At 45.6% G+C, this 22,057-nt stretch carries 27 protein-coding genes and 1 riboswitch; of the genes, 24 read left to right on the top strand and 3 right to left on the bottom strand.

Translation table 11 applies throughout. From position 1 onward, the window contains the following. Window positions 1–7: 7 nt before the first annotated feature. Complete coding sequence (locus HT574_RS15660) at window positions 8–121, bottom strand: cytochrome c oxidase subunit 2A (protein WP_375154128.1); 114 nt, start codon at window positions 119–121, stop codon at window positions 8–10. Between the two features lie 486 nt (window positions 122–607). Further along, a riboswitch (purine riboswitch) is annotated at window positions 608–709 on the top strand. A 123-nt stretch (window positions 710–832) separates the two neighbouring features. Between HT574_RS15660 and HT574_RS15655 the strand changes: the two genes are divergently transcribed. From HT574_RS15655 to HT574_RS15570, 18 genes are all read left to right on the top strand, one after another. Continuing rightward, complete coding sequence (locus HT574_RS15655; RefSeq protein WP_042409568.1) at window positions 833–1,420, top strand: xanthine phosphoribosyltransferase; 588 nt, start codon at window positions 833–835, stop codon at window positions 1,418–1,420. Beyond that, the gene (locus HT574_RS15650) at window positions 1,417–2,724 is read left to right on the top strand and encodes a nucleobase:cation symporter-2 family protein (RefSeq protein ID WP_175245316.1); all 1,308 of its coding nucleotides are present in this window, start codon (window positions 1,417–1,419) and stop codon (window positions 2,722–2,724) included. The genes HT574_RS15655 and HT574_RS15650 overlap by 4 nt, the downstream gene beginning before the upstream one ends. Window positions 2,725–3,264: 540 nt before the next feature. Beyond that, window positions 3,265–4,245 (top strand): hypothetical protein, encoded by a 981-nt coding sequence (locus tag HT574_RS15645; protein ID WP_175245315.1) that lies wholly within the window; start codon window positions 3,265–3,267, stop codon window positions 4,243–4,245. A 493-nt stretch (window positions 4,246–4,738) separates the two neighbouring features. Beyond that, window positions 4,739–5,812: a type III polyketide synthase gene (locus tag HT574_RS15640; protein ID WP_175245314.1), complete on the top strand. Its 1,074-nt coding sequence runs from the start codon at window positions 4,739–4,741 to the stop codon at window positions 5,810–5,812. Beyond that, window positions 5,803–6,378, top strand: coding sequence for an isoprenylcysteine carboxyl methyltransferase family protein (locus tag HT574_RS15635; protein ID WP_033314077.1), 576 nt, complete (start codon window positions 5,803–5,805; stop codon window positions 6,376–6,378). Before HT574_RS15640 ends, HT574_RS15635 begins: the two co-directional genes overlap by 10 nt. 90 nt (window positions 6,379–6,468) lie before the next feature. Then, complete coding sequence (locus tag HT574_RS15630; protein WP_175245313.1) at window positions 6,469–10,158, top strand: dynamin family protein; 3,690 nt, start codon at window positions 6,469–6,471, stop codon at window positions 10,156–10,158. Between the two features lie 3 nt (window positions 10,159–10,161). Further along, window positions 10,162–10,908: a nucleotidyltransferase domain-containing protein gene (locus tag HT574_RS15625; RefSeq protein ID WP_175245312.1), complete on the top strand. Its 747-nt coding sequence runs from the start codon at window positions 10,162–10,164 to the stop codon at window positions 10,906–10,908. A gap of 13 nt (window positions 10,909–10,921) precedes the next feature. Continuing rightward, window positions 10,922–11,110, top strand: coding sequence for a hypothetical protein (locus HT574_RS15620; RefSeq protein ID WP_175245311.1), 189 nt, complete (start codon window positions 10,922–10,924; stop codon window positions 11,108–11,110). Continuing rightward, window positions 11,107–11,370, top strand: a complete 264-nt coding sequence (locus HT574_RS15615; RefSeq protein WP_175245310.1) for a YpbS family protein — start codon at window positions 11,107–11,109, stop codon at window positions 11,368–11,370. Before HT574_RS15620 ends, HT574_RS15615 begins: the two co-directional genes overlap by 4 nt. Before the next feature lie 12 nt (window positions 11,371–11,382). Then, entirely contained in the window at window positions 11,383–12,219 is an 837-nt protein-coding gene (locus tag HT574_RS15610; protein ID WP_175245309.1) for a sulfurtransferase, read from the top strand. A 66-nt stretch (window positions 12,220–12,285) separates the two neighbouring features. Beyond that, window positions 12,286–12,438: a hypothetical protein gene (locus HT574_RS15605; protein ID WP_017437390.1), complete on the top strand. Its 153-nt coding sequence runs from the start codon at window positions 12,286–12,288 to the stop codon at window positions 12,436–12,438. Window positions 12,439–12,655: 217 nt separating this feature from the next. Then, window positions 12,656–13,171 carry a redoxin domain-containing protein gene (locus HT574_RS15600; protein WP_042409544.1) on the top strand — a complete coding sequence of 172 codons (516 nt, stop codon included), beginning with the start codon at window positions 12,656–12,658 and terminating at the stop codon, window positions 13,169–13,171. 140 nt (window positions 13,172–13,311) lie between these two features. Then, on the top strand, window positions 13,312–13,443 hold the full coding sequence (locus HT574_RS15595) for an FbpB family small basic protein (protein WP_017437392.1): 132 nt from the start codon (window positions 13,312–13,314) through the stop codon (window positions 13,441–13,443). Window positions 13,444–13,498: 55 nt separating this feature from the next. Then, window positions 13,499–13,642 carry an acid-soluble spore protein N gene (locus tag HT574_RS15590; protein ID WP_017437393.1) on the top strand — a complete coding sequence of 48 codons (144 nt, stop codon included), beginning with the start codon at window positions 13,499–13,501 and terminating at the stop codon, window positions 13,640–13,642. Window positions 13,643–13,697: 55 nt separating this feature from the next. Further along, the gene (gene tlp / locus HT574_RS15585) at window positions 13,698–13,928 is read left to right on the top strand and encodes a small acid-soluble spore protein Tlp (protein WP_017437394.1); all 231 of its coding nucleotides are present in this window, start codon (window positions 13,698–13,700) and stop codon (window positions 13,926–13,928) included. 121 nt (window positions 13,929–14,049) lie between these two features. After that, window positions 14,050–14,466, top strand: coding sequence for an acyl-CoA thioesterase (locus HT574_RS15580; protein WP_175245308.1), 417 nt, complete (start codon window positions 14,050–14,052; stop codon window positions 14,464–14,466). Window positions 14,467–14,480: 14 nt separating this feature from the next. After that, window positions 14,481–14,780: a hypothetical protein gene (locus HT574_RS15575; RefSeq protein WP_017437396.1), complete on the top strand. Its 300-nt coding sequence runs from the start codon at window positions 14,481–14,483 to the stop codon at window positions 14,778–14,780. Window positions 14,781–14,803: 23 nt separating this feature from the next. After that, window positions 14,804–15,208, top strand: a complete 405-nt coding sequence (locus HT574_RS15570) for a hotdog fold thioesterase (RefSeq protein WP_175245307.1) — start codon at window positions 14,804–14,806, stop codon at window positions 15,206–15,208. 38 nt (window positions 15,209–15,246) lie between these two features. Here HT574_RS15570 and HT574_RS15565 read toward each other — a convergent pair whose 3' ends face one another. Beyond that, window positions 15,247–15,534, bottom strand: coding sequence for a HesB/YadR/YfhF family protein (locus HT574_RS15565; RefSeq protein ID WP_175245306.1), 288 nt, complete (start codon window positions 15,532–15,534; stop codon window positions 15,247–15,249). 141 nt (window positions 15,535–15,675) lie between these two features. Between HT574_RS15565 and HT574_RS15560 the strand changes: the two genes are divergently transcribed. Together HT574_RS15560 and HT574_RS15555 are read left to right on the top strand one after the other, a co-directional pair. Further along, on the top strand, window positions 15,676–15,813 hold the full coding sequence (locus HT574_RS15560; protein WP_017437399.1) for a hypothetical protein: 138 nt from the start codon (window positions 15,676–15,678) through the stop codon (window positions 15,811–15,813). 268 nt (window positions 15,814–16,081) lie between these two features. Continuing rightward, entirely contained in the window at window positions 16,082–17,020 is a 939-nt protein-coding gene (locus HT574_RS15555; protein ID WP_017437400.1) for a magnesium transporter CorA family protein, read from the top strand. A gap of 19 nt (window positions 17,021–17,039) precedes the next feature. Here the strand turns inward: HT574_RS15555 and HT574_RS15550 are convergent, their stop codons facing one another. After that, window positions 17,040–17,636 carry a DUF502 domain-containing protein gene (locus HT574_RS15550; protein WP_017437401.1) on the bottom strand — a complete coding sequence of 199 codons (597 nt, stop codon included), beginning with the start codon at window positions 17,634–17,636 and terminating at the stop codon, window positions 17,040–17,042. 180 nt (window positions 17,637–17,816) lie between these two features. On the opposite strand from HT574_RS15550, the gene HT574_RS15545 reads away from it, so the two are divergent. From HT574_RS15545 to HT574_RS15530, 4 genes are all read left to right on the top strand, one after another. Beyond that, the gene (locus HT574_RS15545) at window positions 17,817–19,256 is read left to right on the top strand and encodes an NAD(P)/FAD-dependent oxidoreductase (RefSeq protein ID WP_017437402.1); all 1,440 of its coding nucleotides are present in this window, start codon (window positions 17,817–17,819) and stop codon (window positions 19,254–19,256) included. Between the two features lie 114 nt (window positions 19,257–19,370). Beyond that, a complete protein-coding gene (locus HT574_RS15540; protein ID WP_175245305.1) occupies window positions 19,371–19,856 on the top strand; it encodes a tetratricopeptide repeat protein in 486 nt (161 codons plus the stop codon). Between the two features lie 79 nt (window positions 19,857–19,935). Next, window positions 19,936–20,934, top strand: coding sequence for a biotin synthase BioB (gene bioB / locus HT574_RS15535; RefSeq protein ID WP_175245304.1), 999 nt, complete (start codon window positions 19,936–19,938; stop codon window positions 20,932–20,934). A gap of 105 nt (window positions 20,935–21,039) precedes the next feature. Next, window positions 21,040–21,939, top strand: a complete 900-nt coding sequence (locus HT574_RS15530; protein ID WP_175245303.1) for an NAD(P)/FAD-dependent oxidoreductase — start codon at window positions 21,040–21,042, stop codon at window positions 21,937–21,939. The last annotated feature ends 118 nt before the right edge of the window (window positions 21,940–22,057 follow it).

The following is a 22,057-nucleotide window of genomic DNA, read 5'->3' as shown; positions in this document are numbered from 1 at the left end:
TTATAAGCTATAAGCGATGCAAGAATAAGAAATAAACACTAACCCATGAGAAAATGATGAAAAGCCCGAGCAAGAACACAGAAGCAAGCGTGCCTTTTAATGATGTGTCGTGCTCTTTCATTTTTTTTGTGTTTGTTTTTGTTCGCTGCAATTCTGGTTTTGCCATCTCCTATACCTCCTCCCAACAAAAGTCATCTCCCTAACTTCATCATACAAAATCATGTGGAAAATGGTAGGCGCATTTTACTAGTTCACAAATTATTCATTCCTTACTTTGTCACTATAATAACCTTAAAAAATTGATATAACAGTGATTTTTCTCACATAGGCGGGAGGGAAAATGTGAAAATATTGTGAACAGTCGCTTTCATCATAACAGGAGAACGGCAGCAATTGGATCGACTCAATAACAGGCAGCGGTTTCAAACTTGTCCCTGGCCATTGGCAGCGAGCGTACGATTTTCTTCGCTACCCGTATAGGAAAAGCATCGATGTTAGAGAGAAAATGATTATTATACGAACAATAATTTTTTATTAATAAAAAATGTTCGTGTAAATATCGAAAAAATGCTTTCCAAACGTCAAAAACCATGGTATACTGCAAATAACTTCATTATGCTGACTCACTCATATAATTGCAGGAATATGGCCTGCAAGTCTCTACCGGCCGACCGTAAATCGGCCGACTATGGGTGGCAATGTCAGAACGGAATCAGCGGCAAATGCTGGATAGGCATTTGTCTCGTTTGTTTTGGCTTAAAAGACATTGCCTGGCTCATGAAATGAGTGAGGACAGTGTTTTTTAAGCTTTTTTATTTAAAGGGGGAACGGTATGCGCGAATTAATCGAAAAGATCATGGAAGAAGGAGAAGTGCTTTCCGAACATGTGTTGAAAGTGGATCGTTTTTTAAACCATCAAGTCGATCCGCAGTTGATGAAGAAAATCGGCGAACATTTTGCCGATGAGTTTCGCCATGAGCGGATTACGAAAGTGCTGACGCTAGAGTCTTCCGGCATCAGCCCGGCTTTGATGACTGCTTATGAGTTAAACGTTCCGCTGCTTGTGGCGCGGAAGCGAAAACCGGTAACGCTGTCGGAAAACACATATAAAGCGAGTGTATATTCGTTTACGAAACGAGAAGAAACAGAAATTTTCGTTTCGCAGACGCTGCTTGACTGCGAAGACCGCGTGTTAATTATTGATGACTTTTTAGCAAACGGCCAAGCAGCATTAGGTTTGACGGATATCGTTGCACAGGCGAAGGCACATGTTGCCGGCATTGGCATTGTTATTGAAAAAGCGTTCCAAGGCGGCGGACAGCTGCTTCGTTCCCGCGGTTATCGCGTTGTGTCATTGGCGCGAATCGCTTCATTGCAAGACGGAACCGTGAAACTTATCGAAGAGGTGATGTGTGAATGAAGCCATTGCAATTATGCTCATTAGGAGTTCAACATGTGCTGGCCATGTATGCGGGAGCGATTATTGTGCCGCTTATTGTCGGTGGGGCGCTGCACTTGACATCGGAACAGTTGACGTATTTAGTGGCGATTGATTTGTTTACGTGCGGGGTTGCGACGTTATTGCAAGTGTGGAAAAACAAATTTTTCGGCATCGGTCTTCCGGTCATGCTCGGCTGTACGTTTACGGCGGTCGGCCCGATGATTGCGATTGGACAGCAATACGGGTTATCTGCCGTCTACGGCGCAATTATTTCCGCTGGACTGTTTGTCGTGATCATTGCCAAATATTTTAGCAAGCTGCGCGTGTTGTTTCCGCCGATTGTGACCGGCTCGGTCGTTACCGTCATCGGGCTTACGCTTGTTCCGGCGGCGATGAATAATATGGCCGGCGGACAAGGGGCAAAAGATTTCGGCGATATCAGCAATATCGCGCTTTCGTTTGGCGTATTGGCGCTGATTGTCATCTTATATCGCTTCTTTACCGGATTCATCCGCTCCATTTCCATTTTACTCGGTATGGTCATTGGAACGATCGCGGCGGCATTGATGGGAAAAGTAGATGTCGGCGCGGTGTCCGAAGCTTCATGGGTTCATCTGCCGCACATGTTTTACTTTGGAATCCCGACGTTCAACGCAACGGCGATCTTGACCATGATTTTGGTCGCGCTCGTCAGTTTAGTCGAATCGACCGGCGTGTATTTTGCGCTTGGCGATATTTGCAGCCGGAAATTAACGGATAACGATTTGGCGAGCGGATACCGCGCTGAAGGGCTAGCGATGGTGATCGGCGGATTGTTGAACGCGTTTCCGTATACGACTTATTCACAAAACGTCGGACTTGTCCAATTGTCGGGGGTAAAAACGCGCCGTGTCATTTATGCGGCGGGGATCATGCTGATTGTGCTTGGATTGGTTCCGAAAATCGCCGCGTTAGCAACGATTATTCCAGCGCCGGTGCTCGGCGGCGCGATGCTGGCGATGTTTGGCATGGTCATTGCCTATGGAATTAAAATGTTAAGCCAAGTTGAATTTGCATCGCAAGAAAACTTATTTATCATTGCCTGCTCGGTTGGCATGGGGCTTGGGGTGACCGCTGTTCCGAACTTATTCGCTGAACTTCCGGCAAACATTCGTATTTTAACGGACAGCGGCATCGTCGCCGGCAGTCTCACCGCGATCGTGTTAAACATTTTATTCCATGTTCTTCCGAATAAAAAGCGTGTAAAATGCGCATCTTCTGTCTATCAACAGCAAGTATCGTAATTGATGAAAAAGGCTGGCTTTTAATATTAACGGATTCACTTGCGGGGGAGAAAATAACATATCTATTTCTATTAAAAGACCAATTCGCATTAGAATTGGTCTTTTAATTTTTGTTGATATATCAACATTTTTATTGTTTTGGCGTATAAAATCGCAACTAAATTCACATATGAATTAGCAAAATGGCAATCATGATGGTCACTGAAAAATGGATGTGCTAAACGGGCTGTTCTTTCAGATTCGCCGCATTTTTTAAGATCGGCTTAAAAATCTTGTCTTGAAACAAAGAAAGAAGTTGAATCATATTCGATTTTTGGAGGCGGTGCTAAACATCTTTTTTTTGTATTTCAAAATCCTATTGACAATAAAGTAAATAATAATTTATTATTAGGTAGGTTATAATGTAAATTTATATTTACTTTTTTGGTTAATATATAATAAAAATAGTAAATATATATTTATTATTTATGTGTGTATAATTAATATATGTTTATTAATCGATTTATCACAACACAGTATAAAGAAAAAGGAGTGTTTTTTATGTATTCATCCGGGTTGAAGTTTGGGATATATCCGCTTAGTGTGGCCGGTACACCCGCCGGTTTAGCTGTCGGACCTCGGGACGACTATGAGCAAATTCAACTGGCATTAAAACGCCTTCGAGGAGAATCTAAATCGCTGTTACCCAGAATTTATCTCGTTTATACGGGACCTGCTGATTCGGAGGAGAAACTCTTATCGATCGTGGAGAAATATGTGCGTTTGGGATTAATGGGAGACTTGGTAGTAGGTTCTTTGGCACCGAACATAGAGATGGACCACTGGCTCGGGCTTATTAGGAAAATAATTAGACAGTATGGTTCCTACATTGATTCACTGCAAATTACGAATGAACCCAACTTGGCCTTTATGGACGGATCGAATCCTAACATCTTGTCATTGTTGGTGCAGGGTGTTATTGCAGCAAAAGAGGAAACGCAAGCAGCGAATGTTCAAGTGGATATCGGATTTGGATCTGTACCGGATATTGGTCCGAAGGTGGTCCCACATTTTTGGGAAAACCTTGCCGAACTTGGCGGAGAGGTATTCGTGGATTCATTGGATTATGTCGCACATAATTTTTATGTAGATGTATTTGAACCGCCGCTCTCTTTGGAAAAAATTCCGGCTTCCGTCGAGCACCTGTTGCGGCGTTTTCGCGAAGTGAATCTCAAGACAGCCGGCATACCCGATTCCATCCCCATACGCATTACAGAAAACGGATGGCCTACTGGCAAAAACCCTTTTACAGGCAAAGACAGATCTTACGAACATCAATCTGAAGTACTAGAGACGATCATACGGACAGTTTATAAACTACGTCAAGAACTCAATATCACACATTATGAGCTTTTCGGTCTCAGGGATGCAGACAGTTCCAAAGATGATCTCTTTCATCAATTTGGCATCATGCGGGATGATTATACTCCGAAACCGGCGTTTTATACATTTCAGCGTTTGATACAGGAGTTAGGAATTTGAAAGTGTTCACAAAGTCAAGAAAAAGTTTTTTGATACGGTGATTCCTTAAATACGAAATGACTTGAGTTCCCATGTGGTTCTCAAGTTTTTTTCATTTTTTGGGCAAATAACCCCAAAATGACCGGATTCTCCCTTTATCCCTGGTAGAGGTCGTAAATGAATTTAAAACTAAAAGCTCAATTATAACGTTAACATAAGGATTCCTTCATTTGAGGTTAATTTATAAAAAACATTGTTATTGAACAGATGCGTTAGTTCAAAAAAGAAAAACGCTCGGAATGAAAATCCGAGCGTTTTTCTTTGCGATTTATATGTGTATTTTTGTGTTAAATGTATGGCTAATTACCTTGTTAGTTGGTGTATTTTTTAATATTTTTCCCTCCCTGAAGTAAACCTGTTGCTGTAATATGCGGCTCTTTTTTATTGATGCATACGATGCCGGTATTAGTAACAACATAACGGTAAAGGAAATGGAAAAAACAGAGGTGTTGCTATGCCGGTGATCTTTTCGGTTGGGACAGCGATATTGCCATATAAAGTAAGCCAAGCAGAAACGAAGCAATATGTCAAACAACTGTTTGCCTCCAGTTTTCCTCATATCGACCGTCTTCTTCATGTGTTCGAAAACGGAGAAATTGAATCAAGATCGTTTGTAAAACCGCTTGCATGGTACGGAAAACGCCATCGGTTTGCCGAGAAAAATGATTTATATATAGAAAGCGCGCTTCGTTATGGATGTGAAGCAATTCAAGCATGCCTAAACAATCCGGCGTTTTTAGCCAAGCCGATTACATACGATGAAATCGAAGCGATTTTTTATATTTCGACGACGGGGCTGGCTACTCCAAGCATCGAAGCTCGCATCATGAATATTTTGCCTTTTTCGCCGCATACGAAGCGAATTCCAATTTGGGGGTTAGGATGTGCGGGGGGAGCGGCAGGAATTGCGCGCGCCTATGAATATTGCCTGGCGTTTCCAAAAGCGAAAGTGCTGGTCATTGCGGCCGAGTTTTGCAGTCTAACGTTTCAGCCGGACGATCATTCGAAAAGCAATTTCATCGGCACCTCGCTGTTTGCAGATGGAGTGGCGTGCGTATGCGTTGCCGGCGACGAGGCGGCCGTTGAAGCAGGACGACCACATATTATTGCTGCGCAATCCGTACTGATGCCTGATTCGGAAGATGTGATGGGCTGGGATATCCGCGGTGACGGCCTGTTCGTTGTTTTTTCAAAAGATATTCCTTCGTTCATCCGCACGTGGCTGCGGCCGCAAGCGCAGTCGTTTTTGCAACAACACGGGCTAGTCTTTGATGACATCAGCCATTTTATTGCCCATCCGGGCGGCAAAAAAGTTATTGCGGCGTATGAAGAGGCGTTTGGCATCGATAAAGAAAAAACCAACATATCCTTCCAAGTGCTGAAGGAGTTTGGCAACATGTCTTCGGCCACCGTCTGCGTCGTGCTCGAGCACTTTATGAAACAGCCGATCCCGGCGGGAGATTACGGGCTGATGGTGGCGCTCGGCCCGGGATTTAGCGCAGAAATGATTTTGCTTAGATGGGAGTGACGACAATCGTGTTTTACCTCTTTTTGCTGTGGGTTGTCGGCATGCGCATCATAGAACTTATTATCGCGAAACGAAATGAGCGGATCGTCAAAGCGATGGGCGCGAAAGAATTTGGCGCGCGCCATTATCCATGGATCGTGGCGATGCATGTCCTGTTTTTGCTTTCATTTACGGTCGAGTCATTATGGAAGGGTGCAGAGCCATCTCGATGGTGGCCGTTTCTTTTTAGTTTGTTTCTCATCGTGCAAGGATTGCGGATATGGACGCTATCATCGCTCGGCTGTTTTTGGAATACGAAAATTTTAGTGCTGCCCAATGCGCCGGTTGTTGCCAAGGGGCCGTATCGCTGGATCCGCCACCCCAATTATTTCATTGTCGCGCTGGAAATATGGCTCATTCCCCTGATGTTTCAGGCGTATTGGACGGCGCTTGTTTTCTCGATCGCCAACGCAATCATGCTGTTGATTCGCATTGACGCCGAAGAAGAGGCGCTAAGGTCGCTAACGAATTATGGCGAGCAGTTTGCGGTACGCCCTCGCTTTTTCCCGTTTCGTCCCGTTAAGTAAAAGGCGGGACTTTTTATTTTTTTGTTGGGAAAAGTGTGTAAATACAGTAAAATGAATATATACGATATTAACGTGTGAGGGGTATTGTGCATGAGTCGACTGGCAGAGCAAACGTCGCTAAAGCCATGGTTGCAAAAAATGATCCATATACACGACATATTCATCGCCCGCGGCGATGAAACGAACGCGAAAAAAGTGCGTCAGCTGTTGGAAAAAACGGCAAAACGGGAATTGGTGATCGCGTTTTGCGGCCATTTTTCCGCCGGCAAATCGAGCTTGATTAACGCGTTGCTTGGCGAGCCGTTATTGCCATCAAGCCCGATTCCCACCAGCGCCAACTTAGTTAAAGTGAAATCGGGAAAAGAATATGTGCGTGTTTTTTATAGACACGAACCGCCGGTCGAATACGACCCGCCGTACAATGAAGAGCTGATTCGCGACCAATACAAAGACGGGGATGCGATTGAATTAATTGAAGTAAGCCGGCAGACTCCGCGCATTCCTGGCGGCATTGTCATGATGGATACCCCGGGAATCGATTCGACCGACGATGCCCACCGGCTTGCCACCGAATCGGCGCTGCATTTAGCTGACATTGTGTTTTATATGATGGATTATAACCATGTGCAAGCAGAGTTGAATTTTCAGTTTACGAAAGACTTAACGAACCATGGAAAGACATTGTACTTGATTGTCAATCAAATTGATAAGCACCGCGAGCAGGAATTGCCGTTTTGCGCATTTCGCCAGTCGGTGGAAGAAGCGTTTTGTGACTGGGGAGTGAAAGCAGAGCGCGTGTTTTTTATATCGTTAAAGGAGCCAGACCATCCATATAATGAGTGGAACGAGCTGGCACACTGCATGCATGCGCTGTTTCGCGACAAAGACGGCCGACTTCTGTATGGAGTGGAAACGGCGCTAAAGCGGCTTGTTGACGAGCATGTTCATTGGCTTAAGGAGCGGAACGAAGAATACGAACAGGCGCTGCGGATGCGGCTTTCGGAGCTAGGAGGCACGGAAGTGGAAGAAGAAGCGGTGCGGGAAAGCCTGGCGCGCCTGCAAGAGGAGCTGAAAGAGCTTGACACAGCCCCACGTCAGTTGGAAGAGGGCTTTTGCCGCGAGCTGGACGGAATATTGGAACATGCTTATGTCATGCCGTTTGAAACAAGGGAGCTGGCAAAAGCATATTTGCAATCGATGCAACCGGGTTTTAAAATCGGCTTTTTCTTTGCCAAGGCGAAAACGGAACAGGAGCGCGAAAAGCGATTGCAGGCATTTTATGAAAATGTCAAAGAAAAAGCGGTGGCGCAAATCGAATGGCATGTGCGCCAGCTGTTTACTCGCTTCAGCAAAGAACATGCCATCGATGACCACGAACTGCTTCGTGATTGCCAGCAATGGACGGTGACATGGGAAGCGGAAATGCTGGAAAACTTGGTCAAAAAAGGAGCCGGGGTGACCGGAGAGGCGGTGTTAAATTATACGAGCGATGTCGCCTATGAAATGAAAAAGCGGTATCGTAACGCGGCGATGCAGCTGTTTGCCGCACTGCTGGAAAAATGGAAGGAACAAGCGGAAGACAAACGCCGCCAGTTAAAAGAACGGTTGGCCGTAGAATCAGAAAAGTATGAACTCCTTTGCGAGCTGTCTTGCCGCAGCGAAGAGCGGAAACAGCAGCGGCAGGAGCTAATGAACTTGCTTGAAGCGGAGTGCAGTGGAGAAGACATCGATGAAAAGCGGCTTGCTGAGCTGACCGAATCTCCTGCGATAAGAAAACAGCAGCATAAAGTGGCGGCATTGGCTTCCAAACAGACGGAGGAAGAACAGCCACCATCCGTTTCAGAGCAAGCGCTCGATCGATCAAGCGGATCGTCGCGCAAAAAAGTGCAGCAAACGGTACAGCATCTGAAAGCAGCGGCAAAAACAATCGAAACGATCGGCATCATGAATCGGTTTGTCTCCTCCCTAATCGAGAAAACGAATCGATTGCAGCACCGCGCCTTTACCGTCGCGCTCTTTGGCGCGTTCAGCGCCGGCAAGTCATCGTTTGCCAACGCGCTGATGGGCGAACGGCTGCTGCCGTCATCGCCAAATCCGACGACGGCAACGATTAATAAAATTGTGCCGCCAACCGAAGTGAACCCGCATGGCACGGCCCTAGTGCAAGTAAAAAGCAGCAAACAGCTGTTTTCCGACATCCAAGCGTCGCTTCGCCACTTTCAGCAGGAGGCGGAAACGTGGGAAAAAGCATGGGCGATGGTCCGGAAAATAGCAAACTTAGAAAAAGTGGAGCCGCACCAAAAGCCGCACTATGCTTTTCTTTGCGCGGTTCTTTCCGGCTATGAGCGCATGAAAGACCGGATCGGCCATACGTTCCGCATCGGGCTTGATGAGTTTTATCAATATGTGGCCGATGAAGCGACCGCCTGTTTTATTGAATGGGTGGAGCTTTATTACGACTGCGCTCTTACCCGCCAAGGAATCACCTTGGTCGACACGCCGGGAGCCGATTCGATTAACGCGCGCCATACGGGGGTGGCGTTTGATTATATTAAAAACGCCGATGCGGTTTTGTTTGTTACGTATTACAACCATGCGTTTTCCAAGGCAGACCGCGAATTTTTAATCCAGCTCGGCCGCGTCAAAGACACTTTCGCGTTCGATAAAATGTTTTTTATCGTCAATGCCGCGGACTTAGCTCGCTCTAAAGAGGAATTGGACGCTGTCTTGGCGTATATGAAAGACCAGCTTGCCCGCTTTGGTATTCGTTTTCCGCGCCTTTACGCGCTGTCAAGCCGTTTCGCCTTGGAGGAGAAAGTGGGTGAGCCAACAAAGGGGCAATACGGCTTTTTGACCGAATCAGGCATTGGCGCGTTTGAGAAAGATTTTATGCGCTTTATAACCGGGGAGTTAATGGAAGTGGCGATTCAAGGCGCATATGCGGAAATCGAACGGGCGCATCAAACGGTAGTGGAATACATCCATGCCGCGCAAAAAAACGGGGAGGAAAAAGCGGCGAAACGGCAGGCGCTGCTAGAGGAACAGGCAAAAATGCATGATATTCTCGGCAAGATAACGGCCGGGCACGATTGGCAGGCGCTTATCCAGGAAACAAATGAACTCGTGTATTACGTCAAACAGCGCGTATTGCTGCGGCTGAACGACTGGTTTAAAGAAGCGTTTAATCCGGCTTCTTTAAGGGATGACGAACGCGATATCCGCCGCGCTTTAAACATGTGTCTCGAAGAGTTGCTGCATTCGGTGGGCTTTGACTTAGCGCAAGAAATGCGGGCGACGAGTTTACGAGTGGAGAATTTTTTGAAAGAGCGGCTTCAAGATCAATTTGCTGATGCATGCAAAAAGCTGGAACAGATTCATCCAGGGATGCCGCTGTCCAATTTAGAAGCTGTTTCCTTTGCTACACCGGAATTTGACAACGGATTGAAACACATGGACCGGTCCAGATTTGCGAAAGCATTATCGATGTATAAAAACGCGAAATCGTTTTTTGAGCGGGACGAAAAGCGGCACATGAAAGAGGAAATCGAAAAGCAATTACAGCAGCCAATCGATGAATACCTTGCCGCCCAAAAGCAACAGCTGCTTTCCGCTTACGAGGGGCAATATAAAGCGGTGATAGAGGAGCTAGTTGCTTTTTTAACCCAACAAGTCGACGACCATTTTGCGGGACTATACACGGCGTTAACGGATGTGCTTGATATCGAACAGCTGTACCAATGTGCAGCACAGTTAGCTCGCATACTGGAGGAGCGGGGATGAACGATGAACAAGGTCATCGAACGCGGATTGATGGCGATTGAAAAACAGCAAGCGGTTCGCATATTGTACGCGTGCGAGGCAGGGAGCCGTTCCTATGGAATGGAGACGCCATCGAGCGATTATGACATCCGGCTGATTACGATGAAACCGGTCCGCGCGTATGTATCGGTTGTCAAACCATCTTTGGCATGGAGTCATTCTGCCCCGCCGTATGAGTGGCACAGCTGGGATATTTTTAAAGCGCTGGAGCTGCTTCGCAAATCCAACCCATCGTTGTATGAGTGGTTCTCGACGCCGATCGTTTACGCAAAGGACGATTTCTTTTACACGAAAATGAAGGAAATGATTGGTAGGCATTACTCATTACGAGTTTTGGCCCACCATTACCATTCGCTGGCAATAAAAAATATTCGTACTCTCACAAAAAAAGAAATGGAGCCAAAAGCATATATAAAAACGTATGTACAAGCGTTGCGCGGCGCGCTTATGTTCCGCTGGATCGTATGCCGCGGCACGCTGCCACCGCTTCTGTTTACGGAATTGGTGGATGGGGATGCGTCGCTACGCAAGTTTGTAGAGCGGCTGAAGCTGGCCAAACAAGGAGAAGAGACGGATGTTCGCCTATTTGCGCCGGAAGCAGTAGCCGCCCTCCTTGACGTTGATCCGTCCGTCATTGAAACGCTGCCGGCAGGCGAGCCGCTCGATGTCCGCATGCTTGATGAATTGGCATGGACGCTGTTAGGCGTATAAAAGGGGAGATGGGATGAATCGGTTTCATGCGTGCGCCACATGCATTCATTATGGAATGGAAAAGACGGAAAAAGGACTTTACACGTATTGCCGGAGGCTTGGCTATGAAACAAAGCCATATTACCAATTCAACTGCTGGACGCCAAAGCCCAATGTGCGGAAGCTAATGGAAAAAGAAATGAGAAAGGAAGATCATCAATGACTGAAGTGCACCAAGCGATTACCGCCCATTTGCAAAAACAGCATGCCATCCTTAAGCAGTTTGCCGAACTCGAACAAGAGCGCGAGCGCTATATTGAGGAAGCTGTGATGCTTTGCCGAAACGGGCAGCCGTTTACGGTTGAAAAAATTAACGCGGTAACCAAAAAGATGAATGAACTGGCAAAACAAGGGGTGGTGCCGGCACGAAAATATGTAACAGTAGAAATGGTCAAGGAGTATGTGGAACGCAGCAAAAAGTGAGGGGGGAGCGAAATGAAGCATATCGTTTCACAAACATGGCTGGCGGAGCGGCTTAACAAGGAAGATGTCCGCATCATCGACTGCCGCTTTCATTTAAACGATCCAAAGCGCGGATTGGCGGAATATATCGAAGACCATATTCATGGCGCTTTCTATTTCGATTTGGAAAAAGATTTGTCGGCGCCGGTTTCTGAACATGGCGGCCGCCATCCGCTTCCATCTGTGGAAGAAGTGACGGAAAAATTAGGTGCGGCCGGCATTGATGAAACAGTTACAGTCGTAGCCTATGACGATCAAGACGGAGCGATGGCGGCGCGGTGCTGGTGGCTGCTCCGCTATCTTGGGCATGAGCGCGTCTATGTCCTTGATGGGAACTATACACAATGGAAAGAAAAAGGCTTTCCTGTCACTGATAAGATTCCGACAGTACCGCCACGTTCGTTTCGTCCGCGCCTGCAGCCGTCATGGCTGGCGACCGTTGATGATGTGCGCCGCGCCGTCCGCGAAGGATCCGCTGTTTTGATTGATTCACGCGAATGGAAGCGCTACGCGGGAATCGAAGAACCGATTGACCTTGTTGCCGGCCACATTCCAGGAGCGGTCCATATGTTTTGGAAAGATGGGATCATGACTGGCGGATATTGGAAAAGTCAGGAACAACAGGCACAGCGTTTTGCCTCCATTCGTAAAGACGCCCCGATTATCGTATATTGCGGTTCAGGGGTGACGGCATGTCCAAACGTGCTTGCCTTAAAAGAAGCGGGTTACACAAATGTCCGTTTATATGCCGGCAGCTGGAGCGACTGGATTTCATATCCAGACCATCCGATTGCGGGTGGAGAAAAATAGCGACAATATTTTTCGCCCACCGGCCGATACTAAAAATGTACCCCGATCACAAAGGAGGAATGCCGTGTGGGACGTACAAAGCTTGGCAATGCCAATGCACAGCGAAACAATAACGCGAAACAAAAAAACGGATTCAATCAAGAATGGAATAGTGAATTTGCTTCCTATGCCGAGGTAGAAACAAAAAAAATGAAAAACGGACATAAAAATATCCGCTGATCGGGAAGGGGCGTCTGAGTAGCCCCTCTTTTTGCTTTTTTTCTGTCCTGTTTTATGCTTTAATAAACGGTAGTGATGAATGTTTAGACTACGCCTCGCTCCAAACCGGACAAGAGTTTTGGATGAGAAGATATACATATCGCATAAAAAGCATGACTTGTTTTGATGGAAAAGCGGCTAAACTTCCGTTTTCACTATGCTTACAGGAGGGACATACATGAGAAAATTCATTGCCATTGTCTTGCTGCTGGCAGTTACTGGGTACGGCATTTGGAATGCGCTCGCGGCAGAAAAAACAAAAAAAGTTGGTCTATCGGTCGGAGACGTTGCTCCTGATTTTGCTTTGCAGACATTGGCTGGCGAAACGGTGCGTTTATCTGATTTCCGTGGGAAGCCAGTCATCGTCAATTTTTGGACGACTTGGTGCCCGCCGTGCAAAAAAGAAATGCCTGACATGGAAAAGTTTTATCAAAATCACCATTCTAAAGTAGGTTTGCTTGCTGTTCATTTAACATCGCAAGATACGGTCGAAAATGCGAAATCCTTTATCCACGACTATCAATTATCATTTCCGGTGGTGCTTGATAAAAAACAAAAAGTATTAAACGAATATCATATTCAAACGATTCCGACATCGTATATTATTGACGGCGATGGAGTAATCCGGAAAAAAGTGATCGGTCCGATGACGTATAAGCAGATGGAAGAAATCACCGCGCCGCTCCGCCAATAAAAGCATCTTTCAAGTGAAAGGTGCTTTTTTGCTGTTTAAAAAAGAAAAAGTAAACTGTTATTTTTCAAAAAGTTGTAATAATTTTCATCTCTTTTGGAAATGAATGAAATTAAAATAATAAGTGAGAGGAGGGTTAAATGATGAGAAGAACCCGTAAAATAACATTTCAAGAATTAATTATGGAAAATAAACGCCAATTATTAAATGATCGCGAAGCAATGGAGAAAATCGAAAAAAAATTGGAAGAACGCATGTTAAAAAAAGCAGAATAAGTCATGCATAGCGGTCATCCGGGCGGACAGACTAGATGGTGAGGAGGCGAGGTTCATGAGCAATCCGAAAGGAAGCCGTAAACATTTCGTTCCCAACCATCTAGGTACACAGCCTCGTGCTGCTGGAGGAAATAAAGGGAAACAAATGCAAGACCAATCTGGGCAACATGCTCAAGTGATTCAAACGAAGGGCGAATAATCGTTTATTTCCATAAATACTCAAATGAAATGAAAAGCACGAAGGAGGAAGCGTAATGTCTAATCGTCCGAAACCGGATGACCGCAGCGACAACGTAGAAAAACTGCAAGATATGGTACAAAACACGATTGAAAATATCGAAAAGGCAGAGGAAACGATGCAATTTGCTTCCCCAGAAGAGCGGGAAAAAATTCGCGAAAAAAATAAACGCCGTGAAGAGGCGATTGCGGCAATGCGTGCCGAAATTAGAGACGAAGCAGCGGCACGTGAAAACGGCTACCAATAATAATCGGCGGTACGGAGTTACCCTTTATGGATGGGTGACTCCGTTTTTTTATCGAGCAAAACGAAGAATATGGTAAGATGTAGTTGTATGGATGTGGAGGATGTTAAACGGAGGGAGAAACATGAAAATAGCTGAAAAACAAATTGAAGTTCGCTATGCGGAAACGGATCAAATGGGAGTTGTGTATCATGCCAATTACCTTGTCTGGATGGAAGTAGGACGAACAGAGCTTATTAAACAGTTAGGATTTCATTATGCTGATATGGAAAAAAAAGGGATTATTTCTCCTGTTGTCGATCTGCAAGTTTCCTACAAAAAGCCGCTTCGTTACGGGGAAACGGCGACTGTTCGCACTTGGATTGATGCTTATGATGGCATTCGCGTCACTTATGGATATGAAATTTTGACGCCGGATGGAGAAATAGCGGTAACGGGAAAATCGCAGCATGTTTGCGTCAAACGTGACACCTTCCGACCGATTGTCATCCGCAAATATTTTCCTGATTGGCATGAAGCGTACGAACGGGCGAAAAAGTAAAGGAGATACATCCGATGGCATTTGGCATTCGCAGGTGGGAGTTAATGGAATGGAAGGAGAAAGTAAAAAGGGGAGAAATTGCGTTTTTAACGCATTATTGGTATGATGAACGGTTTCCGGAATACACGAGCGTGACAAAAGTAGGCTGTTCGGATATTGAAAAACTGGCAGCCTGGGGAAAACAATACGGATTGCGCAAAGAATGGATCCATCGCCGCGGCGAGTTTTCCCATTTCGATTTGCTCGGGGAAACGCAAAAGGAAATTTTGCAGCAAGAAGGGTTGACGGAGCATTTACTGCGGTTTCATTTATAGTTAGATAAGGGAGAGGAAAAAAGATGGATTTGACAAATTTAGGGGAGATTGGAAAAGGAACGTTGCTCGAAGCATTAGGGATTGAAATTACGGAAGTTGGCAAGGGTCATGTTGTCGCAACGATGCCGGTCGATCATCGCACCCACCAGCCGTTTGGATTGCTCCATGGCGGGGCTTCCGTAGCACTGGCAGAAACGGTGGCGAGCATCGGCGCCTATGCGCTCATTGATCCGGAAAAAGAAAGCGTCGTTGGCTTGGAAATCAACGCCAATCACGTCCGCGCCGTCCGCAGCGGCACGGTCACGGCCACAGGGAAGATTCTGCACCGCGGCAAAACAACGATGGTATGGGATATCAAAATCGTCGACGAACAGGAGCGGCTTGTCTGCGTTTCCCGCTGTACGATCGCTGTCATCAAAAAAAGCTAGCGTTTTTGGCAAAAACGCTAGCTTTTTTACTTAGCTATTTACTGAATAATAAACATTGGTTCATTTGTTTTTTCGTTTACATCAACGGTTAGGTTGTGATCATCAAAATACCATCTATCCTGGTCTTCTACAAAAAAAGTAATTCCATCAACCGTTGTTTGTGCAACTGGTTCTATCGGATCTTCTTTTGCCATACCAAGAGAAAACCCTTTTTGTATGGTGCTGCATCCTCCATAGCGGGCAAAGAAGCGGATAGCATCTCCCGCTTGTAAATCCATTTCTTTTTTAAACCAGTCCAATGCTTTTGGCGTGATGATAATGTTCATTATTCCTCCTCCTCAACTAATATTATAAGAAAACGATGGCCTTTATGTAAAAAGTTTCATGAACATCTCATGACATTTTTGATTAAATTGCTTCCCGTTGACAAAAAGTAAAGAGAGAAAACAAAATAAGGAGGGAGAAAAGTGGAGAAAAAACGTCCATTTCCTTTAAGTTACGAATCGGATGGGCTGATGGGGAAGAAAACGAAAAAACAATCCGGCCATACCAAAAAAGAAAAAAAGGAGCGCGATTTTTTTAACACAACGCCAGCCAGTGAATAAAGTAGCCAGTAGGCTGCTTTTTTCTTTGGCAAACTACTATACAAATACGTCATTCAACGTTATTATTAATCGAGGAGTACTTTTTTTGAAAGGAGTGACGTTTTCGTATATGAGTAGTCGAAGTTCGAGCGAACCAGAGCCGGAATGTAGCGGGGAGCTTTGTCTTCTTCTTTTTCGATCGTCGCAGCTACTCATCGTACGAAAACGAGCTCCGATCGGAAAAGGAGAAGCGCAAACTTCCTCGCGATGAAAAGGAGGAAGGATGCGTATGATGAAAATGTATTTATCCGATGCAAACGGAAAAATGAAAGAAATCGATGAAATTAAAAACGGCTGCTGGATTAATTTAGTAGCACCGACCGAAGAAGAAATTCGCTACATTGCTAATCATCTCGATATTCCGATTGATTCGATCAAAGACGCATTGGACGACGAGGAGCGGTCGCGCGTCGAAAAAGAAGACAATCACGTATTAATTATCGTCGATATTCCGATTGCCGCCAATGATGAAGTAGATGGTCCGATGTACGAAACGATTCCGATTGGCATGATTATTACAAATACGTGCTTCATTACTGTCTGCTTGCAGGAAAACCCGATTTTCGAAGAGTTTTCCAAAAACAAAATCAAAAACTTTTACACGTTTATGAAGACGCGCTTTGCTTTACAAATGCTATATGTGATTTCCACCTATTATTTGCGTTATTTAAAACAAATTAACCGGAGAACGAGCGAAATTGAAAAAGGATTGCATCAGTCGATGAAAAATAAAGAATTGTTTTCCCTCCTCAGCATGGAAAAAAGCTTGGTCTATTTTATGACGTCGCTGAAAGCAAACAATATTGTCATGGAACGGCTGTTGCGCCTGAATTATTTGCGTATGTACGAAGATGATCAGGATTTGCTGCAAGATGTTATTATCGAAAATAAACAGGCGATTGAAATGGCGGAAGTATACAGCAGCATTTTAAGCGGGATGATGGATGCCTTCGCTTCTGTTATTTCCAATAACTTAAACATCGTCATGAAATTTTTGACGGCGATTACGATTGTCATTTCCTTGCCGACGATGGTCGCAAGCTTCTATGGCATGAACGTGCCGATTCCGTATCAACATTCCCCATACGCCTTTTTAGTTGCGATGTTGCTGGCTGCCTCCTTGTCAGCCGCTACCGCCTATATTTTCTGGAAAAAACGATATTTTTAACAATGAAGAAGGCTGCCTCCTATGTTTCGGGCAGCCCTTTCTTTTTGGACGATGCCATTCCGCCGGAAAGCACAAATTTCATCGCTTCCTCCGGCTTCATGTCGATGACTTCCACTTGTTCTTTTGGGACTAGAAAAGTGATGCCTGCCACTTGGAACGTCTGCGGAACGTAGACGGCAACGTGGTCTTGGAGTGGATTGAGCCAGTTTTCGACTTCCTCGGATGTAATAAAGCCGATGCATTTCAGTTCCGTGTTTGGCAAGGTGACAAGCACAACTTTAGAAAAAGACCGTTTTTCGCCAACAAACGAGGAAACGGTATCTTTAATGACGGAATAAACCGTTTTAATGAACGGAAGGCTTTCTAGCAACCGGTCAAGAAGACGAATAATTCGGCCGCTAATATATTGCGTCGACAGCCAGCCGCAGACGGTGATAAGAACGATCGTACATAAAATGCCGATCCCTGGTATGTAATCATCCTGCAAGTACGGACGCACATAATTGCCAAGCAGCCCGTCTAAAAAGGTGAACACTTTATAGCATACGTACACCGCTAAAATAATCGGAACAATCGTAATGACACCGTTGATAAAGTTTTTTACGAAAAACCGCATTGGTTTCCCCCTCTCTATTTTGCTACTTTATCAACTTATCAATTTTTGCCCGCAAAAACAAGATAAAAAATAACGAACATTATTTGTGTATAACCATTAAAAAGTTCGTATTTTATCTTGACGAGAAAAAAAATAGTTGATATATTTACAAATGGAATACGGGAAGTGGGGGATGGACAAATGAAAAGCCATTACGATGTCATTGTCGTCGGCGCAGGTCCGGCAGGCATTTTTACTTGTTACGAATTAACGTTGAAACTTCCAGGGGCGAATGTCCTGTTAATTGATAAAGGACACGATATATATAAGCGCAATTGTCCGATTCTTCAGAAAAAGATTGAAAAGTGCCCGCCGCCGGCCGGTAAAAAAGATTATGCCGGATGCGTGCCGGCATGCTCGATTACGAACGGCTTCGGCGGGGCCGGCGCCTATTCGGACGGCAAATTTAATATCACCAGCGAATTTGGCGGCTGGATGACCGATTATTTGCCGGCGTCCAAAGTGTTGGAACTCATTCGCTATGTCGACGAGATTAATTTAAAACACGGCGCGACGACGTCGATTACCGACCCGATGACAGAAAAAGTGAAAGAAATTGAGCGCCGCGCCTATGCTGCCGGTTTGAAGCTGCTTCGCGCCTATGTCCGCCATTTAGGAACGGAGCAAAACTTGGAAATTTTAAAAAGCATTTTTGAATATTTGCATGAGCGGATTGAGATGCGTTTTAAGACCGAAGTGGAGGATATTGTAACGGAAAAAACGAACGATGGGCATCGAGTGACAGGAGTGGTCCTGAAAAACGGCGAAACGCTGACGGCGGAGAAAGTCGTCATCGCACCGGGGCGCGACGGGTCGGTGTGGCTGAGCAAAATATTGCGAAAACGCCGCTTGCGCATGATCAACAACCAAGTCGACATCGGCGTGCGTGTCGAAACATCCAACATTGTCATGGAAGAGATTAATGAACATTTGTATGAAGGAAAATTTATTTTCAACACGTCGGTCGGGACGCAAGTGCGTACGTTTTGCAGCAATCCTTCCGGGCACGTTGTCGTTGAAAACCATTCCGGCATTATGCTTGCAAACGGCCATGCTTATAAAGATCCGAAACTTGGCAGCAACAACACCAATTTTGCGCTTCTTGTATCGCACAAGTTTTCCGACCCGTTTGATAAGCCAAACGAATACGCCCATGAAATTTCGCGGCTCGCTAACGCTTTATCGAACGGCGGCATCATTGTGCAAAAATACGGCGACATTTTAAAAGGAAGACGTTCTACGGAAAAACGGATTAAAGAAGGATTTATCGAACCGACATTGAAAGAAGCCGTGCCTGGCGATTTAGGCCTTGTGCTTCCATATAATACGATGAAAAGCTTAATCGAAATGACAGAGGCGCTGAACCACGTCACACCGGGGCTGGCTTCGGAACATACGCTCTTTTACGGCGTCGAAGCGAAGTTTTATTCGGCGCGCCCGAAATTAAACGACCGGTTTGAGACGGAAATATCCGGCTTATATGTCGGCGGCGACGGCGCCGGCATTACGCGCGGACTCGCCCAAGCGAGCGCCTGTGGCGTATGGATCGCTCGCGATATCGTCGAAAAATTAACAAAATAAATGGCAAAGGATATGCGCCCATACGGGACAGCATATCCTTTTTATATGACTAGTGAAGGATTTTTCGTTCGTTTGCTCGAACAACCACATATTGAGGAGAAGGAGGGAAACTAAATGTTGAATCAGGTGATAAAACTGATCGAAGCAAAGCGATATGAAGAAGCGCAAACGATATTGCAGTCGTTGCTTGATGCACATCCTCAAGATAGAGCCATTTATTTTTATTATGCAACTGCTTTGGATGCGTTAGGTTTGGAAAGAAAAGCAATTCCGTATTATGAAAAGGCGATTGATTATGGTATTGAAGGCGAACTTCGTCAGAGAGCATTTATCCAATTAGGAAGCAGTTATCGCTGTATAGGTGAGTATGAAAAAGCGGCAAACGTATTGGGACAGGGATTAAAAGAGTTCCCTGAGAATGTAGCCTTACAAGCATTTTTGGCGATGACGCTTTATCATATGAGAGAAGAAAAAAAGGCAGTATCAATGTTGATTCATGCGCTAGTCGCTTCTTCCCCCGATCCTTGGATAAAAACATATGAAAAAGCGTTAATATTTTACGCCGATCATCTTGATGAAGTGTGGGATCAAGATAGTTAACCTTTATAAAATTTTAGTTGACAATCTAACTCCTCTTCCGATACGATAAATGTAATCATATGGAAAGGGGAGAGGTAGAATGCCAAATTGGTTGGAATTAGCCGATCGTGTCATTGAAGGCCACGAACTGACCGATGAAGAAGCGCTGGCGATTTTGGACTGTCCGGATGAAGAATTGCTGCTGTTGTTGCAGGGAGCGTATCGCATTCGCCGCAAATATTACGGCAACAAAGTGAAACTGAACATGATCATTAACGCCAAATCGGGGCTGTGCCCGGAAAACTGCGGCTATTGCGCCCAGTCCGCCGTTTCGACGGCGCCGGTGAAGACCTATAAAATGGTCGATAAAGAAACGCTCCTGCGCGGCGCGGAAGAAGCATACCGCCTGCGCATTGGCACGTACTGCATTGTCGCGAGCGGCCGCGGTCCGAGCGAAAAAGAAATCGATACGGTTGTTTCTGCGGTCAAAGAAATTAAGGAGCGGTTTGGGCTCAAAGTTTGCGCCTGCCTAGGCATCTTAAAGCCGGAACAAGCGGCGCGCCTCAAAGAGGCGGGAGTCGACCGCTATAACCATAACATTAATACATCGAAAGAACATCATCCGAACATTACGACTTCTCATACATACGATGATCGTGTGCAGACGGTGAAAACAGTGAAAGAAGCGGGCATTTCTCCATGTTCGGGCGTCATTATCGGCATGAAAGAAACAAAACAAGATGTGGTGAATATGGCGCGGAGCTTGCGTCTTCTTGATGCCGATTCGATCCCAGTCAACTTTTTGCATGCGGTTGATGGGACGCCTCTTGAAGGAACGAATGAATTGGATCCGCGTTACTGCCTGAAAGTGCTGGCCTTGTTCCGCTACATGAACCCGGCGAAAGAAATCCGCATCGCCGGCGGGCGCGAAGTCAATTTGCGTTCGCTGCAGCCGCTCGGCTTATATGCGGCCAATTCGATTTTTGTCGGCGATTATTTGACAACGGCCGGTCAAGAGAAATCGGCTGATTATCAAATGCTTGAAGATCTCGGCTTTGAAATTGATTTTTCTGCAGAAGAGCAAACGATTTGCTCTTAAGTTTACCGATGCTGCCTCCTGTTTGGAGACAGCGTTTTTTTATGCATGAATAGGAATAAAGAGCAGACAATAAAAGATAAAAACGATAATCGGGAGTGAAACAACATGTATGAATGCATTATTATCGGGGGCGGAATTGCCGGATTGCAGGCGGCGATCCAGCTTGGCCGCTACCATCACCGCGTTTTGGTGATTGATGCCAATAACGGTCGTTCCACCCTTTGCCGCGCGTACCATAACGTGCTCGGCTGGCCGGATGGGGTAAGCGGGGAAAAGCTGCGAGCGATTGGAAGAAAACAAGCGGAACAATTCGGGGTGCATTTTGCCGACGATGAGGTGATTGCCGCCGAGAAAAAAGGCAACGTATTTGTTCTGTTTGGCAAAAGCGGGAATACGTATGAAAGTGAGCGCCTGCTGTTTGCAACAGGGGTAAAAGACCGGATTCCGCCCATTCCAAATCTAATTCCATGTTTAGGGACAAGCATTTACGTATGCCCGGACTGCGACGGATATGAAGTCACCAATAAAAAAGTAATCGTGCTTGGCGCGGGCACTGTCGGGGCCAATATGGCCATAACGCTGTTATATTGGACAAACGACATTATTTATATTAATCACGATGGCGAAGAACTATCAGCAACGTGGCAGAAACAGCTACAAGCGAAAGGCATTCGTTACTTTCGCGAGCCGATTGCGTCCGTGCTCATTAAGGAAGGACCGGAGTTTTCCGGTGTCCGTCTGCAAAATGGCAACGAAATTTTCGCGGAACGCGGCTTTATTGCCTTTGGCCATAACAAAGTTAATACGGATTTAGCGAAACAGCTTGGCGTAGAGCGATTAGAAAATAAACACATTCCGACTAATCCGCGCACGAAACAAACTAATGTCCCCAATATTTGGGCGGCAGGCGACATCGGCGTTCATTCCGAGCAAGTAACGATCGCCATGGGAGAAGGCGCACAGGCGGCAATATGGATTCATAAAAGTATTGTAGAACAGCGGTGATGGTAAAAAGGCGATGAAAACGCCTTCTTTTTTGATAATTTTTTTTCATGAAACTGCTTTCTAGTGCGTACTATTTCAATACAAAGAAGAGCCAGAAGCGGAAAGGAGTGGTATCCTA

Origin of the sequence: Parageobacillus sp. VR-IP (assembly GCF_013357975.1) — a bacterium.
Classification (GTDB): Bacteria; Bacillota; Bacilli; order Bacillales; family Anoxybacillaceae; genus Saccharococcus; species Saccharococcus caldoxylosilyticus.
This window is presented reverse-complemented; position numbering and strand designations above follow the sequence as displayed.